The 16,177-nt window shown below is 52.7% G+C and carries 13 protein-coding genes; 11 read left to right on the top strand and 2 right to left on the bottom strand.

Annotated elements, in window-relative coordinates:
• Positions 1-82: 82 nt before the first annotated feature.
• Both glnD and map read right to left on the bottom strand, forming a co-directional pair.
• The gene (glnD, locus tag LK04_RS14995) at positions 83-2,737 is read right to left on the bottom strand and encodes a bifunctional uridylyltransferase/uridylyl-removing protein GlnD (RefSeq protein WP_039331227.1); all 2,655 of its coding nucleotides are present in this window, start codon (positions 2,735-2,737) and stop codon (positions 83-85) included.
• A 109-nt stretch (positions 2,738-2,846) separates the two neighbouring features.
• Positions 2,847-3,641 (bottom strand): type I methionyl aminopeptidase, encoded by a 795-nt coding sequence (gene map / locus LK04_RS14990; RefSeq protein WP_039331225.1) that lies wholly within the window; start codon positions 3,639-3,641, stop codon positions 2,847-2,849.
• 314 nt (positions 3,642-3,955) lie between these two features.
• Here map and rpsB point away from each other — a divergent pair, with 314 nt between their 5' ends.
• From rpsB to lpxD, 11 genes are all read left to right on the top strand, one after another.
• Positions 3,956-4,675, top strand: a complete 720-nt coding sequence (gene rpsB, locus LK04_RS14985) for a 30S ribosomal protein S2 (protein ID WP_034829491.1) — start codon at positions 3,956-3,958, stop codon at positions 4,673-4,675.
• A gap of 306 nt (positions 4,676-4,981) precedes the next feature.
• Positions 4,982-5,833 (top strand): translation elongation factor Ts, encoded by an 852-nt coding sequence (tsf, locus tag LK04_RS14980; protein WP_039331222.1) that lies wholly within the window; start codon positions 4,982-4,984, stop codon positions 5,831-5,833.
• Between the two features lie 154 nt (positions 5,834-5,987).
• Positions 5,988-6,713 (top strand): UMP kinase, encoded by a 726-nt coding sequence (pyrH, locus tag LK04_RS14975; protein WP_039331221.1) that lies wholly within the window; start codon positions 5,988-5,990, stop codon positions 6,711-6,713.
• Positions 6,714-6,909: 196 nt separating this feature from the next.
• The gene (gene frr, locus LK04_RS14970) at positions 6,910-7,467 is read left to right on the top strand and encodes a ribosome recycling factor (protein WP_039331333.1); all 558 of its coding nucleotides are present in this window, start codon (positions 6,910-6,912) and stop codon (positions 7,465-7,467) included.
• Between the two features lie 172 nt (positions 7,468-7,639).
• Positions 7,640-8,842, top strand: a complete 1,203-nt coding sequence (gene ispC, locus LK04_RS14965; RefSeq protein WP_197063324.1) for a 1-deoxy-D-xylulose-5-phosphate reductoisomerase — start codon at positions 7,640-7,642, stop codon at positions 8,840-8,842.
• A 166-nt stretch (positions 8,843-9,008) separates the two neighbouring features.
• Positions 9,009-9,761 (top strand): (2E,6E)-farnesyl-diphosphate-specific ditrans,polycis-undecaprenyl-diphosphate synthase, encoded by a 753-nt coding sequence (ispU, locus tag LK04_RS14960; protein WP_039331217.1) that lies wholly within the window; start codon positions 9,009-9,011, stop codon positions 9,759-9,761.
• A gap of 18 nt (positions 9,762-9,779) precedes the next feature.
• A complete protein-coding gene (gene cdsA / locus LK04_RS14955) occupies positions 9,780-10,637 on the top strand; it encodes a phosphatidate cytidylyltransferase (protein ID WP_039331213.1) in 858 nt (285 codons plus the stop codon).
• 12 nt (positions 10,638-10,649) lie between these two features.
• On the top strand, positions 10,650-11,999 hold the full coding sequence (gene rseP / locus LK04_RS14950) for a sigma E protease regulator RseP (RefSeq protein ID WP_039331211.1): 1,350 nt from the start codon (positions 10,650-10,652) through the stop codon (positions 11,997-11,999).
• 51 nt (positions 12,000-12,050) lie between these two features.
• A complete protein-coding gene (gene bamA / locus LK04_RS14945; protein ID WP_039331209.1) occupies positions 12,051-14,462 on the top strand; it encodes an outer membrane protein assembly factor BamA in 2,412 nt (803 codons plus the stop codon).
• A 95-nt stretch (positions 14,463-14,557) separates the two neighbouring features.
• The gene (locus LK04_RS14940) at positions 14,558-15,058 is read left to right on the top strand and encodes an OmpH family outer membrane protein (RefSeq protein WP_039331207.1); all 501 of its coding nucleotides are present in this window, start codon (positions 14,558-14,560) and stop codon (positions 15,056-15,058) included.
• 3 nt (positions 15,059-15,061) lie between these two features.
• Positions 15,062-16,087 carry a UDP-3-O-(3-hydroxymyristoyl)glucosamine N-acyltransferase gene (gene lpxD, locus LK04_RS14935; RefSeq protein ID WP_039331205.1) on the top strand — a complete coding sequence of 342 codons (1,026 nt, stop codon included), beginning with the start codon at positions 15,062-15,064 and terminating at the stop codon, positions 16,085-16,087.
• Positions 16,088-16,177: the final 90 nt, after the last annotated feature.

The raw sequence follows: 16,177 nt of genomic DNA, 5'->3' as shown, positions 1-16,177 counted from the left end.
GTGCCTGGGAGCATACATCAGTATGTGACCAGGCCGAGCGAGGAGAGCCAACGCGCCTACAGTTTGAATGATGACGGGTAGGTCACAGTTTATCGTTTGGATTAAGGGCCTCTGTCAACCTCTCTTTCAGCACATTGCGCATTTCTACATCAAGTGCGCGTCGCTCGCTGTCCGCCAGGATGAAAAGATCCTCAACCCGTTCGCCAATCGTACTGATGCGCGCACCGTGCAGTGACACGCCCAGATCGGCAAACACTTCACCCACACGCGCCAGCAAACCTGGCTGATCCAGCGCCACCAATTCCAGATAACTCCGCCGGTCGGTGTGCGTTGGCAGGAAATTCACTTCGGTATCCACACTGAAGTGTTTGAGGCGTGCCGACTGGCGGCGTGTGCGCGGTGGTACCCATTCGGTTTGGGTGATCGCCTGCTCCAGCGCCTGCATGATCATCGGATGGCGGTCGGCGGCCAGCGGGCTGCCGTCGGGCTCTAAAACAATAAAGGTGTCCATGGCCATGCCATCACGACTGGTGAAGATTTGTGCGTCATGCACGCTTAAATTACGGCGATCGAGTTCGCCTGCCACCGCGGCAAACAGATGAGGGCGATCTGGACTCCAGATAAAGATTTCAGTGCCCCCGCGTGTGGCCTGCGGGCTGACCAGCACCATCGGTTTACTGAGGTCATGATCGATTAAATGGCGCGCATGCCATGCCAGCTGATTCGGCGTATGACGCAGGAAGTAATCTGCACGGCAGCGGCTCCAGATATGATGCAAACGCTCTTCGTCGAGGTTTTCCATGCGCAATAGCGCCAGCGCCTGCAAGCGGTGATGGCGGACTCGCTCGCGCAAATCGGGACTGTTTTCCATACCACGACGCAGCTGTTTTTCGGTGGCAAAGAACAACTCACGCAGCAGACTCTGTTTCCAGCTGTTCCACAAACTCTCGTTGGTGGCGCAGATGTCAGCAACGGTCAGACACACCAAATAACGCAGGCGATTTTCATTTTGCATCACTTCCGCGAATTGCTGGATCACCGTCGGGTCCTGAATGTCGCGGCGCTGAGCCGTCACCGACATCAGCAGATGATGGCGTACCAGCCAAGCCACCAACTGCATTTCACGAGAATTAAGGCCATGCAGTTCGGCAAACTCCAGCGCATCTTGCGCGCCGAGGATGGAGTGATCGCCACCGCGTCCTTTGGCGATATCGTGCAGTAAGGCCGCCATCAGCAGTAACTCAGGTTGTGGCAGGCGCGGCCAGAGTTCCACACACAGCGGGTGCATCGGGCGCGTGGCTTCATTGGCAAAGCTCTCAAGCTTTTGCAGCACGCGGATGGTGTGTTCATCAACGGTATAGGCGTGGAACAGGTCAAATTGCATCTGGCCGACAATATTGCCCCACAGCGGCGTATAGGCCCACAGAACGCTATGGCGATGCATCGGCACCAGCGCGCGTTTCACCGCGCCGGGGTGTCGCAGGATCGCCATAAAGGTTTCGCGTGCTTCCGGAATTTGACACAGCGGTTGTTTCAGGTGGCGTCGCGCGTAGCGCAACTGGCGCAGCGTGGTGGAATAGATGCCGGTGATGTTTTCGTTGCGCACCATCACATAAAACATTCGCAGAATTGCCTGCGGTTCGCGCTCAAACAGGGTGGCATCGCGCAGGTCGATCAAATTCCCGCGCAGTTGAAAATCATCGTCAATACTGCGCGGTTTTTCGGTGGTGGAGAGGGCAAGAATCGCTTCGTCAAACAGCTGCAGGAGCATCTGATTGAGTTCGCCGATACGACGCGTTACACGGTAGAAATCCTTCATCATGCGCTCAACCGGCTCATTGCCTTCGCCCAGATAGTTGAGCCGTTGGGCAACGGTGAGCTGGCGATCAAACAGCAGGCGATTGTCGTAGCGCGTCAGGGTCAGATGAAGGGCGAAGCGAATGCGCCAGAGGAATGTCTGACACTCATTGATTTCGTTGCGTTCGGCTTCGGTGATAAAGCCAAATCCGACCATCTCATCCATAGTGGTGGCACCGAAATGGCGCCGCGCCACCCACTGCAAGGTATGAATGTCGCGCAGGCCGCCGGGGCTGCTTTTGATATCCGGTTCGAGGTTATAACTGGTGCCGTGATAGCGATGATGGCGCTCTTGCTGCTCTTCTATTTTGGCCGCGAAGAAGCGCGCAGATGGCCAGAAGCCATCACTGAAAATGTTCTTTTGCAGTTCAAGGAACAGCGCTACATCGCCGGTGAGCATGCGCGATTCAATCAGATTGGTCGCTACCGTCAGGTCTGATAAGCCTTCCAGCAAACACTCTTCCAGCGTGCGCACGCTGTGACCGACTTCGAGCTTTAAATCCCACATCAGCGTTAACAGCTCGCTGGTGCGCTGCGCGGTGGCGTCATCTAATGGCTGACGACTGAGGATCAACACATCAATGTCGGAGAGCGGATGCAGTTCGCCGCGACCATAGCCACCCACCGCGACCAGGGCGATCTCTTTTAATTTATCGAATCCATAGAAGCGCCACAGTCGGCGTAGCAAGCGATCGATAAACAGCGTACGGACATCAATCAGCGATTCCACATCCGTTCCCGCATCAAAGGCCACGCCCAGATGCTGCTGGAATTGCTCAAGATAGAGTTTTAGTTTGTCACGGGTCAGGGCTTCATCTGGCCAGCTGGCGGGGGAATCGGTCAGGCCTTTGTGTACTGCTTCGGTCACGCTACCACTCATCGACATGCCTCAATCTGCGCCATAAAAAAAGCCGACTCTAAACCTGATACCCATCACTTGCGCGAGGGGTAACAGGCTATTGGCCGGCTTGGTACTGTGTTGGAGAATTTTACGCGTTGTTTTCAAGCACCGCAGGAAGGGTGTCATCGCTACGCAGCGTTAGAATCTCACAGCCGTTTTCTGTCACCACAATAGTATGCTCATACTGCGCGGACAAGCTGCGATCTTTGGTTTTTACGGTCCAGCCGTCCTTCATGGTACGGATGCGGTAATCACCCGCATTCACCATCGGCTCAACGGTAAAGGTCATACCAGCCTGCAACACCACGCCGCCGTCATCCGCATCGTAGTGCAGCACCTGTGGCTCTTCATGGAAGCCTTTACCGATGCCGTGTCCGCAATATTCACGCACCACGGAGAAATCCTGTGCTTCAACGTACTGTTGAATCGCACGGCCCAGCTCGCGTAAGCGAATGCCCGGCTTCACCAGGCGCAAGGCGATATACAGGCTTTCCTGGGTCACACGACACAGACGCTCACCCTGGATGGTGGGTTTGCCCACAATGAACATTTTCGAGGTGTCGCCGTGATACTCGTCTTTGATCACTGTGACATCAACGTTCACTACGTCGCCATCTTTCAATACGCGATCGTCACTGGGGATACCGTGGCATACCACTTCGTTAACCGAAATACATACCGATTTCGGGAAGCCGTGATAGCCCAGACAAGCCGAGATGGCCTGCTGCTTATTGGTGATGTGATCGTGGCAGATGCGGTCGAGTTCACCGGTGGTCACGCCAGGCACAACGTGCGGTGCGATCATTTCCAGCACCTCAGCTGCCAGACGGCCTGCCACACGCATTTTTTCGATTTCTTCAGGGGTTTTGATTGAAATGGCCATTAAATAATCCGCAATCGCCGAAATTTTCGACAATAATGAGTTCTGTGGCAGTCATGTTAGCAGCCAGCAATTAGGCTGCCAAATCGGGATTGTTCACGCCTGACGCCGCGAACTTCTGTTGGCGTATTCCTGCGCATTATGGTATAAAGCGCGCCGACGATTCTCTGTCACCTTCGTGGTTGGCGAGAAACGCATAAAACTCACTTTGTGTACTAAAACACACATGTATCGACACATACGCCGGGGTGCCTTGAAAGAGGTCGGTTGTATGGGATACATGGAGGCCCAACCCCAATCATACTTTAGAGGTAATCATGGCAACTGTTTCAATGCGCGACATGCTCAAGGCTGGTGTTCACTTTGGTCACCAAACCCGTTACTGGAACCCGAAAATGAAGCCATTCATCTTCGGCGCTCGTAACAAAGTTCACATCATCAACCTTGAGAAAACTGTACCAATGTTCAACGAAGCTCTGGCTGAGTTGCAGAAGATCTCTTCACGTAAAGGCAAAATCCTTTTCGTTGGTACTAAGCGCGCTGCTGCCGAAGCGGTAAAAGAGTCAGCTCTGAGCTGCGACCAGTTCTTCGTTAACCACCGCTGGTTGGGTGGCATGCTGACTAACTGGAAAACTGTTCGCCAGTCAATCAAACGTCTGAAAGACCTGGAAACTCAGTCTCAGGACGGTACTTTCGACAAACTGACCAAGAAAGAAGCACTGATGCGTGCTCGTGAACTGGCCAAGCTGGAAAACAGCCTGGGCGGTATCAAAGATATGGGCGGTCTGCCGGATGCACTGTTCGTCGTTGACGCTGATCACGAACACATTGCTATCAAAGAAGCAAACAACCTGGGTATCCCAGTATTTGCTATCGTTGATACCAACTCTGATCCAGACGGCGTTGATTTCGTTATCCCAGGTAACGACGATGCAATCCGTGCTGTAAGCCTGTACCTGACTGCTGTTGCGACTACCGTGCGCGAAGGCCGTTCACAGGATCTGGCTGAGCAGGCAGAAGAAGCTGCTGAAGCTTAATAAGGTTCGCTCTTTCTGAGAGCCCTTAGACATCAGATGTTTTATCCAAAATAGTTCGCGTTGCAGGAAGGCGGCAACCGAGAGAAGCCCACTGAGCTGACTTGAGTCAGTGATGTGGGTGAACGAGAGCAGCCAACGCATCTGCCATGCGAAATATGCTGGATATATCTGTTAAGGGGGCCGCACAGGCCCCTTTTATTTATCTAAGTTTGTCACGCTTCCTTTGGGTAAGCGGGGCAGAGTAAATTTTCCGCAACAAGTTTCTGACAGTGTGAACGCACACAGAGACGAATCGAGGATTCTGGAATGGCTGAAATTACCGCTGCATTGGTAAAAGAACTGCGTGAGCGTACTGGCGCAGGCATGATGGATTGCAAAAAAGCGCTGACCGAAGCAAACGGCGACATCGAGCTGGCGATTGAGAACATGCGTAAATCTGGCGCGATCAAAGCCGCTAAGAAAGCAGGCAACGTTGCTGCTGATGGCGTGATCAAAACTAAAATCGCTGACGGTTACGCGATGATTCTGGAAGTTAACTGCCAGACTGACTTCGTTGCTAAAGATGCTGGTTTCCAGGCTTTCGCTGACAAAGTACTGGATGCAGCCACTGCAGGTAAAGTGACTGATGTTGAAGCTCTGAAAGCGCAGTTCGAAGAAGAACGCGTAGCGCTGGTTACTAAAATCGGTGAGAACATCAACATCCGTCGTGTTGCTATCCTGGAAGGTGCTCAGCTGAACAGCTACCAGCACGGTGCACGTATCGGCGTTGTGGTTTCAACCACCGGTGCTGATGAAGAGCTGAGCAAGCAAGTTGCTATGCACGTTGCTGCAAGCAAGCCAGAGTTCGTTAAGCCAGAAGACGTGTCTGCTGACGTGGTAGAGAAAGAGTACCAGGTACAGCTGGACATCGCCATGCAGTCTGGCAAGCCAAAAGAAATCGCAGAGAAAATGGTTGATGGCCGTATGAAGAAATTCACCGGCGAAGTGTCTCTGACCGGTCAGGCTTTCGTTATCGATCCAAGCAAAACCGTTGGCCAGGCTCTGAAAGAGAAAGGCGCAGACGTCATCAACTTCATCCGCTTCGAAGTGGGTGAAGGCATTGAAAAAGTTGAAGCTGACTTCGCAGCAGAAGTTGCTGCAATGTCCAAACAGTCTTAATGTTCCGAAAGAACCGCCGGAAGGCGGTTCTTTTTTGTCTGCGTTTTGCGTGGACCACTTTTCAGTCTCATCCCAATAGCTTTTCTCGCTTGCTAAGCGGATGATCGATCAGATTTAACTTCTCATTCATCATATCTTCCAGGAAGAATTGACCATGGCGACCAACGCAAAACCTGTATATCAACGTATCCTGCTAAAACTGAGTGGCGAAGCACTGCAAGGTGCCGAAGGTTTTGGTATTGACGCGAGCGTGCTTGACCGTATGGCGCAAGAGGTGAAAGAGCTGGTTGAGCTGGGCATCCAGGTGGGTGTGGTTATTGGTGGCGGTAACCTGTTCCGTGGCGCTGGCCTGGCACAGGCAGGTATGAACCGTGTGGTCGGTGACCATATGGGTATGCTGGCAACCGTGATGAACGGCCTGGCAATGCGTGATGCATTGCACCGTGCGTATGTGAACGCACGACTGATGTCCGCGATTCCGCTGAATGGCGTGTGTGATAACTACAGCTGGGCAGAAGCCATCAGCCTGTTGCGTAACAACCGTGTGGTGATCTTCGCCGCGGGTACGGGCAACCCGTTCTTTACTACCGACTCTGCTGCTTGCCTGCGCGGCATTGAAATCGAAGCGGATGTGGTGTTGAAAGCCACTAAAGTCGATGGTGTTTACTCGGATGATCCGGTGAAAAACCCGGATGCTACGCTGTACGAGCAGCTGTCTTATGGCGAAGTACTGGATAAAGAGCTGAAAGTGATGGATCTGGCCGCCTTTACACTGGCGCGCGACCATCAGCTGCCGATCCGTGTCTTCAATATGAACAAGCCTGGCGCGCTGCGTCGCGTGGTGATGGGTGAAAAAGAAGGCACCCTGATTACGCATTAATACCCGACGCAGGATAAAATAAGGTATATTCTGTGGGCGCGATGCTGGGTCACCGCGCCATTACTTCACATAATTTCAGTGTCAACAATGCGTTTGCAGCTCGAATTATGGTGGGTAACAGGATGATCGATGTTTATCGATACCACTTCTGGAACGCCGGATGTGGCCAGGTCAAACCGAATCCAAGGGTTTTAACGTGATTAACGACATTAAAAAAGATGCTGACACGCGCATGGAAAAATGTGTGGATGCATTTAAAAACCAAATCAGCAAAGTACGCACCGGTCGTGCTTCGCCTTCACTGCTCGACGGCATTATGGTGCCTTACTACGGTACTCCTACGCCACTGCGTCAGCTGGCGAGCGTCACGGTAGAAGATTCTCGTACGCTGAAAATCAACGTGTTTGATCGTTCATTGGGCGCAGCCGTTGAGAAAGCCATTATGGCATCTGACTTGGGGCTTAACCCGAGCTCAGCAGGCAGCGATATTCGTGTGCCACTGCCAGCGCTGACGGAAGAGCGTCGTAAAGATCTGATCAAGATCGTGCGCGGTGAAGCGGAGCAGGGCCGTGTTTCTGTCCGTAATGTGCGCCGTGATGCCAACGATAAGATCAAAGCACTACTGAAAGACAAAGAGATCAGCGAAGACGACGAACGTCGCTCGCAGGATGAGATCCAGAAAATGACCGATGCATACATCAAACACGTTGATGCAGCACTGGCCGACAAAGAAAAGGAACTGATGGATTTCTAATTCCATCAAGTTATCTATACCCGAAATGGTATGAGTCGCAGCCAATCTGGATGTGATTTTTACTATGACGGGTATAAAACGCCGTTCAGAGACGTTGTGCGACTCTGGCGGCGTTTTACATTGTGCCCGGCGCAGTTGCGGGCACGGTTCACAACCTCACAGGGATAGCATGATGAAGCGATTAACTTTGCTGGGTTCCACGGGTTCGATTGGCACCAGCACGCTGGCAGTGGTGGCGGCAAATCCAGACCTGTATCAGGTCACCGCGCTGGTTGCCGGCCAGAATGTGGCGCTGATGGCAGAACAGTGTCAGCAATTTAAGCCGCGTTATGCCGCGATGTCGGATGAGACCTCGGCACAGGCCCTGCGTGAGCGACTGAGAGCACTGAACCTTCAAACTGAAGTGCTCTCCGGCGTTCAGGCAGCCTGCGAACTGGCTGCGTTGGATGAGGTCGATCAGGTGATGGCGGCGATTGTTGGCGCCTCGGGTCTCCAGCCGACACTGGCCGCGATTCGTGCCAGCAAAACGGTGCTGCTTGCCAATAAAGAATCCCTTGTCACATGCGGCCGTCTGTTTATGGAGGCGGTGCGCCATCATCAGGCTCAATTGCTGCCGGTCGACAGCGAGCACAACGCCATTTTTCAGAGTTTACCCGCTTCCATACAGCATCAGTTGGGGTACGCTGATCTGCGGGGAAATGGCATTGATTCCATTCTCCTTACGGGATCGGGTGGTCCTTTTCGTGACACTCCATTAGCCGATTTGGCGGCCATGACGCCAGACCAGGCATGTGCACATCCGAACTGGTCAATGGGGCGTAAAATCTCTGTTGATTCGGCCACCATGATGAATAAAGGTCTTGAATACATTGAAGCCCGCTGGCTGTTTAATGCCACTGACGCACAAATGGAAGTTATCCTGCATCCGCAATCGGTGATTCACTCTATGGTGCGTTACTGCGATGGCAGTGTGCTGGCGCAGTTAGGTTCGCCCGATATGCGAACGCCGATAGCGCACAGCATGGCATGGCCAGCGCGTATCTCAGCCGGTGTCACGCCGCTTGATTTCACCCGAATGAAGGCGTTGACGTTTGATGAACCGGATTATGCGCGCTACCCCTGCCTGAAGCTGGCCATTGATGCGTGCTCAACAGGGCAGGCGGCGACGACAACGCTGAACGCGGCGAATGAAGTGGCCGTGGCGGCATTTTTACAGCATCAGATTCGTTTTACCGATATTGCAGCCATGAATAGCGAAGTGCTGGCCTCTCTGCAGTGCCAGGAACCGAGCAACATTGATGATGTGATGGAAATCGATCGGTTAGCCCGAATCTGTGCCAATGAATTGCTACCACGCTTTCGTTTAGCAGGTTGATACTTACCGCTATTTGTTCGCTCAAGGTGAAAATGGTATAGTCGCTCGCTCGCGTTTCATGGCCCGACATTGTTTCGATGTCATCCGGCAGAATGGCTGGAGTTTGCCGCAGGCGCAATGTATTCAGAAACCACAGCATTTCTGATGAAAGGAATTATTACGCGTTATGTCGTCCAACAATCACAACACAATCGATGACGAGTCGTACTGTACGCCACGTCACGTGGCCATCATTATGGATGGTAATGGTCGCTGGGCAAAAAATCAGGGCAAACTGCGTATTTCAGGCCACAAAGCCGGGGTAAAATCAGTACGCCGGGCTGTCAGCTTTGCGGTTAGCCACAAGCTGGAAGCGCTCACGCTTTATGCGTTTAGCAGTGAAAACTGGAGCCGACCAGTACAGGAAGTGACGGCATTAATGGAGTTGTTTGTTTGGGCGCTCGACAGCGAAGTCAAAAGCCTGCACAAACACAACGTGCGTCTGCGCGTCATTGGCGATATCAGTCGTTTTAACAATCGTATTCAGGAACGCATTCGCCGCGCCGAAGAACTGACTCAGCAAAATAATGGACTGACCCTCAACATTGCTGCCAACTATGGTGGACGTTGGGATATTATCCAGGGTGCCAGAAAACTGGCTGAACAGGTTCAGGAAGGTTTGTTACGTCCTGACCAAATAACCGAAGAAAGCTTAGCTCCTTATCTGTGTATGCAGGAGTTGGCGCCGGTGGATTTAGTGATAAGGACCGGGGGAGAGCATCGGATTAGCAACTTCCTGCTGTGGCAGATCGCCTATGCTGAGTTTTGGTTTACCGATGTTCTTTGGCCTGATTTTGATGAACACGTTTTTGAAGGTGCACTGAATGCATTCTCTACGCGGGAGCGACGCTACGGCGGCGCTGCACCAGGTGGCGCCTGAGCAATCTGGGGGTAACCTTTGCTGAAGTCTCGTCTGATTACCGCGTTTATTTTAATTCCGCTGGTGATCGCTGCACTGTTTTGGTTACCGCTGTCTGGTTTTGCGATTATAACGATCATCATCTGCATGCTGGCCGCCTGGGAATGGGGGCAGTTTGCCGGTATGGCATCGCGTCAGCAACGTATCTGGCTGGCGGTGCTTTGCGGCCTGTTATTGGCGGCGATGCTGTTTACCCTGCAACCCTACCAACGTAATCTGCATCAATACCAGATGGAAGGCTCGCTATGGGTTTCTCTGGGCTGGTGGATCGTCGCCTTGGTTCTGGTGCTTTTCTATCCTGCTTCGGCTGCACTGTGGCGCCATTCGCGCCCGCTGCGCCTCATCTTTGGTCTCCTCACGGTTATCCCCTTCTTCTGGGGCATGATGGCGTTGCGTCAATATCACTATGATACTGACCACTTCGCGGGTGCATGGTGGCTGCTGTTCGTGATGTTCATCGTATGGGGGGCTGATTCCGGCGCCTACATGTTTGGGCGTCTGTTCGGCAAACACAAACTGGCACCGAAAGTCTCACCGGGAAAAACCTGGGAAGGCTTCTTTGGTGGCCTGCTCTCCTCCGCTATTATTGCCTGGCTGTTTGCGATGCTAGCGCCGCTGACGGTGGCGCCAGGCACGCTGGTCATCTGCGCCGTGATTGCCACGCTGGCTTCGGTATTGGGTGACCTGACCGAAAGCATGTTTAAACGTGAAGCGGGTATCAAAGACAGCGGTAACTTGATTCCGGGGCACGGTGGTATCCTCGATCGTATCGATAGCCTGACAGCTGCGGTGCCGGTGTTTGCCTGCTTGCTGCTGCTGGTGTTCCGCACCCTCTGAGGATTAGCAACCATGTTGAGCATACTCTGGAGTTTTGTCGCCTTTATCGTGGCGCTTGGCGTGCTGATTACCGTTCACGAATTCGGCCATTTTTGGGTGGCCCGCCGCTGCGGCGTGAAAGTCGAACGCTTCTCTATTGGCTTTGGTAAGGCGCTATGGCGCCGCAGTGATCGCCAGGGAACGGAATACGTCATTGCGCTTATCCCACTTGGCGGCTATGTCAAAATGCTCGACGAACGTGTCGAGAGCGTCCCTGCCGAGCTACGTCATCAGGCTTTCAACAACAAAACCGTGCTGCAACGCGCTTCCATTATTGCCGCCGGTCCTGTCGCCAACTTCATCTTTGCCGTTTTCGCCTACTGGGTGGTATTCATCCACGGTGTACCTGGCGTACGTCCTGTTGTTGGCGAAATTCTGAACGGTTCGGTGGCTGCAGAAGCGCAAATTACCTCCGGGATGGAACTTAAAGCAGTAGATGGTATCGAAACGCCTGATTGGGATGCTGTGCGTATGGCGCTGATCGGTAAAATCGGCGACAACAATGCCACGCTTACCGTCTCGCAATTTGGTGAAGATGCCACGCAGCAAAAGCAGTTGGATTTGCGCGACTGGCAATTTGAGCCCGATAAGCAGGACCCGGTCGTGGCGTTAGGTATTCGTCCACGTGGGCCGCAGATTGAAACGACCTTAGCGGAAGTTCAGGCAAACTCACCGGCAAGCGTTGCCGGTTTGCAAGCAGGCGACAGGATCGTTAAAGTCGATGGTCAGCCGTTAACGCAATGGCAGGCTTTCGCGGCACAGGTACGCGACAATCCGCGCAAAAACATGGCGCTGGAAGTCGAACGAAACGGCGAATCGGTGGCGTTGACGTTAACGCCGGAAGCGAAACCGGGAAATGATGCGGAAGGCTTTGCGGGGGTCATTCCACGCGTGATTCCGCTGCCAGACGAGTACAAAACGGTAAGGCAGTATGGACCTTTTGCCGCCATCGGTGAAGCCAGTGTCAAAACCTGGCAGCTGATGAAGTTAACGGTCTCAATGCTGGGCAAGTTGATAACCGGGGATGTGAAGCTGAATAACCTGAGCGGGCCAATCTCGATTGCGCAAGGTGCTGGGTTATCCGCTGAGTACGGGGTGATTTACTATCTGATGTTCCTGGCGCTGATCAGCGTCAACCTGGGCATCATCAACCTGTTCCCTCTGCCGGTATTAGATGGTGGACATCTGCTCTTTCTGGCGATCGAAAAGATCAAAGGTGGACCGGTGTCCGAGCGAGTTCAGGACTTCAGTTATCGCATTGGCTCAATACTGCTGGTGTTATTAATGGGGCTTGCACTTTTCAATGATTTCTCACGCCTGTAATAGCTGGAACGCAGACAGGCGCGGGATGTGTTAGGAAAACGCATAACAACGATGGCGATGAAAAAGTTGCTCATAGCGTCGCTGCTGTTTAGCAGCGCCACCGTGTACGGTGCAGACGATTTCGTAGTGAAGGACATTCATTTCGAAGGTCTCCAGCGAGTCGCCGTCGGCGCGGCTCTGCTCAGCATGCCGGTACGTGTCGGTGATACGGTTTCTGATGACGATGTCAGAAACACCATTCGTTCACTGTTCGCCACCGGCAACTTTGAAGATGTCCAGGTTCTGCGTGACGGAAATACCCTGATTGTTCAGGTGAAAGAGCGTCCGACCATTGCCAGCATCACTTTCTCCGGTAACAAAGCGGTGAAAGAAGATCAGCTGAAGCAGAACCTTGAAGCCTCCGGTGTGCGTGTCGGCGAAGCACTTGACCGCACGACGCTCTCTTCTATTGAGAAGGGTCTGGAAGATTTCTACTACAGCGTCGGTAAATACACCGCCAGCGTCAAAGCCATTGCGACGCCGCTGCCACGTAACCGCGTGGACTTGAAATTTGTCTTCCAGGAAGGCGTATCTGCACAGATCCAGCAGATCAATATTGTCGGTAACAAAGCATTTAGCTCCGACGAATTGATCTCGCGCTTCTCATTGCGTGATGAAGTGCCGTGGTGGAACGTAGTGGGCGATCGCAAATACCAGAAACAGAAGTTGGCTGGGGATCTTGAGACCTTACGCAGCTTCTATCTGGATCGCGGCTATGCGCGCTTCAATATCGATTCAACGCAAGTGAGCCTGACGCCAGATAAAAAAGGCATCTATATCACCGTGAACGTGACTGAAGGCGATCAGTACAAAATTGCTGGCGTGATTGTTAACGGCAGCATGGCGGGTCATTCGGCTGAAATCGAAAAAATGACGCGTATTCCATCGGGTGAGCTGTATAACGGCACCAAAGTGACCCAGATGGAAGATGACATCAAAAAATTGTTGGGTCGCTACGGTTACGCCTATCCGCGTGTGGTGACACAGCCAGAAATTAACGATGCGGACAAAACTGTCAAGCTGCACATCAATGTTGATGCAGGTAACCGTTACTACGTGCGCAAAGTTCGCTTTGAAGGTAATGACACCTCCAAAGATGCGGTTCTGCGCCGTGAAATGCGTCAGATGGAAGGTGCGTGGTTAGGCAGCGACTTGGTTGACCAGGGTAAAGAGCGTCTGAACCGAACCGGTTACTTTGAAACGGTCGATGTAGACACCCAGCGTGTACCAGGTTCTCCGGACCAGGTTGATGTGGTCTACAAGGTCAAAGAGCGTAACACCGGTACGTTCAACTTTGGTGTCGGTTACGGTACGGAAAGTGGCGTCAGCTTCCAGGTGGGTGTGACCCAGGAAAACTGGCTGGGCACCGGTAATACCGTTGGCATCAGCGGGACGAAGAACGATTACCAAACCTATGCTGAATTCTCACTGACCGATCCGTACTTTACGGTCGACGGTGTCAGCCTGGGTGGCCGCGTATTCTATAACGACTTTAAAGCCGATGATGCGGACCTGTCAGACTACACCAACAGAAGTTATGGTGTAGACGGTACGCTGGGCTTCCCAGTTAACGAAAACAACACCTTGCGTGTTGGCTTAGGATATGTACATAACGATCTGTCCAATATGCAGCCGCAGGTTGCGATGTGGCGTTATCTTGACTCGGTAGGTCGTCATCAGGGTCTGAATGATGACGGTGATTTCTCAGCAGATGACTTCACCTTCAACTACGGTTGGACGTACAACACGTTGGACCGCGGCTTCTTCCCTACCAAGGGTAACCGCACCAACCTGAACGGCAAAGTGACGATTCCGGGTTCTGATAACGCCTTCTACAAAGCAACGTTGGATTCTCAGCAGTACGTGCCGTTGAACCGTGACGGTACCTGGGTAGTGCTGGGCCGTGGCCGTGTCGGATATGGTGACGGACTCGGTGGAAAAGAGATGCCGTTCTATGAGAACTTCTACGGCGGTGGTTCAAGTACGGTTCGTGGCTTCCAGTCCAACACCATTGGTCCTAAAGCTGCGTACCTGAACGATCACTCATCCACCTGTAATCTGACGGATCCTAACGGTATCTGTAAGTCAGATGATGCGGTGGGCGGTAACGCCATGGCGATTGCCAGCCTCGAGCTGATCACGCCTACGCCGTTCCTGAGCGAGAAGTATGCTAACTCAGTACGTACCTCGGTGTTTATGGATGCCGGTACGGTCTGGGATACGAAATGGCAGAATACCGCAGAAACACGTGCGGCTGGCATTCCGGACTACAGCGATCCGAATAATATTCGCGTCTCTGCAGGTGTTGCCCTGCAATGGATGTCGCCGTTAGGTCCGCTGGTATTCTCATATGCCCAGCCGATGAAGAAAGTCGAGGGAGACAAGTCAGAGCAGTTCCAGTTTAACATTGGTAAAACCTGGTAAAGTTCTGAACAAGGAAGTGAAAATATCGTCTTGCACCCGTGTCGCGCTGACGCGTGACACGCTGCAAACACACACGTTGAGGTAAGGAGTTTATAGTGAAAAAGTTGTTCTGTGCTGCTGCTCTGGGTGTTGCATTAGCTGCTTCTGCGGGTGCCCAAGCGGCCGATAAAATCGCCGTTGTGAACCTGAGCCAGGTTTTCCAGCAGTCTCCGCAGCGTGCCGCTGTTGCTAAGCAGCTTGAGGGTGAGTTCTCAGGCCGTGCTTCTGACCTCCAGGCGCAACAGCAGAAAATCCAGGGCGAAATCCAGGATCTGCAGCGTAATGCGTCAACCATGAAGGCAAGCGACCGTACCAAGAAAGAGAAGCAGATTGCTTCTGAGCGTGCTGCCTTTGAACAGAAAGCGCAGGCTTTCGACAAAGACAACCAGTCTCGTCAGATGCAGGAGCGTAACAAGCTGCTGGCTAAAATCCAGACCGCTGTTCAGTCTGTAGCGAAAAGCGAAGGTTACGACCTGGTGCTGGACTCTCAGGCTGTGCTGTACTCTTCTGCTGATGCTAAAGACATCACTGCTGACGTTGTAAAACAGGTTAAATAATTGATGTCTTCAATTCGACTGGCTGATTTAGCCCAGCAGTTGGATGCAGAATTGCACGGAGATGGCGATATCGCCATCTCCGGCATTGCTTCTATGCAATCCGCCACCACTGGTCAAATCACTTTTCTTGCAAACAGCCGCTACCGCGAGCAGCTCGCTCTTGTCCAGGCTTCAGCCGTGGTGCTGACGGAAGCGGATCTGGAGTGGTGTAAAACGGCCGCCCTGGTGGTGAAAAATCCTTACCTGACCTATGCCCGTATGGCACAACTGCTGGACACAACGCCGCAGCCCGCGCAAAATATCGCGCCTAGTGCGGTAATCGATCCCACTGCGAAGCTGGGTAAGAACGTGTCGGTGGGTGCAAATGCGGTGATCGAATCCGGCGTTGAGCTGGGTGACGACGTCGTGATTGGCGCAGGATGTTTTGTTGGTAAGCAGACGCGTATCGGCCGTGGCTCCCGTTTGTGGGCTAACGTCACGATTTACCATGAGATCCAGATCGGTCAGGATTGTCTGATTCAGTCCGGTACCGTGATCGGTGCTGATGGTTTCGGTTATGCTAACGACCGTGGTAATTGGGTTAAAATTCCGCAGTTGGGTACCGTTGTGATAGGTGATCGGGTAGAAATTGGTGCCTGTACTACCATTGATCGCGGCGCTCTGGATAACACTCTGATCGGCAATGGTGTTATCATAGATAACCAGTGTCAGATTGCACACAACGTTGTGATTGGTGATAACACTGCCGTTGCTGGTGGTGTGATCATGGCGGGTAGTCTGAAGATTGGTCGTTATTGTATGATTGGCGGCGCCAGCGTCATTAACGGCCATATGGAAATCTGTGACAAAGTGACCGTTACCGGTATGGGCATGGTGATGCGCCCAATCACAGAACCAGGGGTTTACTCTTCGGGTATTCCACTGCAACCCAACAAAACCTGGCGTAAAACGGCAGCGCTGGTGATGAACATCGATGAAATGAGCAAACGCTTAAAAGCCATCGAACGTAAGGTCGGCAAAGACGACTAAACGCATCTCCGCGACCCGCTTTCATAATAAAGCAGCGTACTTTGTCTCTTCATCGGCTTAACCCGAACGAAGCAACAAGTCTCTCAAGAA

Source organism: Pantoea vagans, assembly GCF_001506165.1.
GTDB lineage: Bacteria > Pseudomonadota > Gammaproteobacteria > Enterobacterales > Enterobacteriaceae > Pantoea > Pantoea vagans_C.
Note: the sequence above shows the minus strand (reverse complement) of the source record. Positions and strands in the feature narration are given on the sequence as shown.

Excerpts from the sequence above, each read along its gene's own strand:
- glnD (WP_039331227.1), bottom strand. The coding sequence starts at position 2,737 with ATGAGTGGTAGCGTGACCGAAGCAGTACACAAAGGCCTGACCGATTCC.
- map (WP_039331225.1), bottom strand. The coding sequence starts at position 3,641 with ATGGCCATTTCAATCAAAACCCCTGAAGAAATCGAAAAAATGCGTGTG.
- rpsB (WP_034829491.1), top strand. The coding sequence starts at position 3,956 with ATGGCAACTGTTTCAATGCGCGACATGCTCAAGGCTGGTGTTCACTTT.
- tsf (WP_039331222.1), top strand. The coding sequence starts at position 4,982 with ATGGCTGAAATTACCGCTGCATTGGTAAAAGAACTGCGTGAGCGTACT.
- pyrH (WP_039331221.1), top strand. The coding sequence starts at position 5,988 with ATGGCGACCAACGCAAAACCTGTATATCAACGTATCCTGCTAAAACTG.
- ispC (WP_197063324.1), top strand. The coding sequence starts at position 7,640 with ATGAAGCGATTAACTTTGCTGGGTTCCACGGGTTCGATTGGCACCAGC.
- ispU (WP_039331217.1), top strand. The coding sequence starts at position 9,009 with ATGTCGTCCAACAATCACAACACAATCGATGACGAGTCGTACTGTACG.
- rseP (WP_039331211.1), top strand. The coding sequence starts at position 10,650 with ATGTTGAGCATACTCTGGAGTTTTGTCGCCTTTATCGTGGCGCTTGGC.
- bamA (WP_039331209.1), top strand. The coding sequence starts at position 12,051 with ATGGCGATGAAAAAGTTGCTCATAGCGTCGCTGCTGTTTAGCAGCGCC.
- lpxD (WP_039331205.1), top strand. The coding sequence starts at position 15,062 with ATGTCTTCAATTCGACTGGCTGATTTAGCCCAGCAGTTGGATGCAGAA.